Genomic DNA, 1476 nt, shown 5'->3' with positions numbered 1-1476 from the left:
ATTCATTTTATTGTTTTGTTAATGTTAAGTGTAAGTTTTGTCGTATATGTACCAAAAGAAGCATATGGATCCACGACTAACTTAGAAGGTCTAGGAGATATATCGCGTTATAATGCTGTTGTCTTTGGTAACCATAAAGCAATAGGTGGCGACATTGAAGGAGCAATTGCAGTTCAAGGTGATATGGATGCATCGGGGTATACGATTGTAGGTGCAGCAGCAGGAACATCTAATATAGTAGGTGAAAAATGGGTTGATGAGGGATATCCGTCCTTGTTATTGTCTGGAAAACTAAAAAAATCAAGAGAAGAGTCTTTTATCATTCAAAACGGAATAGTCGTAATGACAAAAGAGAGTGATCCAGATCGCATCATACAATCTTCTTATGATCGTATCGTTTATAAAGAAAAACTAGAAATTGACGCGAAATTTAATGAATTTCGCAATATAGTGAACCAAGTTAGTAAAAATGCAGGTCAATATAAAACGAATACCCCAATTCCAAATATGAGTCATGGAATTGGAAAAGATATAAACAATCCTAATATTTATGTTTCATCAGAATTGACAGGGAAAATCAGTGTAGATATAAGAGATGTATTTTTGCCCAATGCTAAGGATAAAGATTTTATTGTAATGTATTCAGATGCAATAGAGGTTGCATTTAAAAATGGGTCTATTCTATATGACACGAACAATATTGGAAAGGCTACAGATATAGTTCCTACATCACAACCATATTCGCCTAATTCCCCGTTTACTGAGCTATATGGGAAAATGATTTGGGTTTTTCCAAATGCGAAAAAAATTACAACAGAGGGATATGGTGTCGTTGGGAGTGTGTTTGCTCCCAATGCTGTATTAGAAACAAAAGGCGGTTCGATTAATGGACAAGCATTTGTCGGTGCGGTACAACAAACTGGTGGATTTGAATTTCACAATTTTAAATTTAACTGGCAACATTGGAACAAGCCTAGTACAGGAAAAGTGAAAATAAAAAAGGTTGATAGTAATAATGATAATAAAAAATTGGTGGGAGCAAAGTTTAAAATTGAAGATTTAAATGAGAAAATAGTTGGAGAACTAGTAACAAATGAAGAAGGAGAAGTGATATCAAAAGACTTACCAATAGGAAACTATACCTTAGTGGAAGTAGAAGCGCCTAAAGGTTATGAATTATTAAAGGATAAAATAACTGTAAAAATAGAAAAAGATGCAGTGGTAGAAATTAAAATAGGAAATAAGAAATTGCCCGATCCAATGGGGAAAATGAAGCTTGTGAAAGTAGACATAAGTGATAAAAATAAAAAACTAGCAGGAGCAAAGTTTAAAATTGAAGATTTAAATGGGAAAATAGTTGGAGAACTAGTAACAAATGAAGAAGGAGAAGTAATATCAAAAGACTTACCAATAGGAAACTATACCTTAGTGGAAGTAGAAGCACCAAAAGGCTATGAATTAGTAAAAGATAAAATA

The 1476-nt window shown here is 33.2% G+C and carries 1 protein-coding gene; it reads left to right on the top strand.

The window, feature by feature from the left end; all coding sequences use genetic code 11:
• The coding region (locus MR079_RS28220; RefSeq protein ID WP_242295076.1) for a SpaA isopeptide-forming pilin-related protein at nucleotides 1–1476 on the top strand (1476 nt) is incomplete at both ends.

It is taken from the genome of Bacillus cereus group sp. BfR-BA-01381 (assembly GCF_022663555.1).
Taxonomy (GTDB): domain Bacteria; phylum Bacillota; class Bacilli; order Bacillales; family Bacillaceae_G; genus Bacillus_A; species Bacillus_A pacificus.
This window is presented reverse-complemented; position numbering and strand designations above follow the sequence as displayed.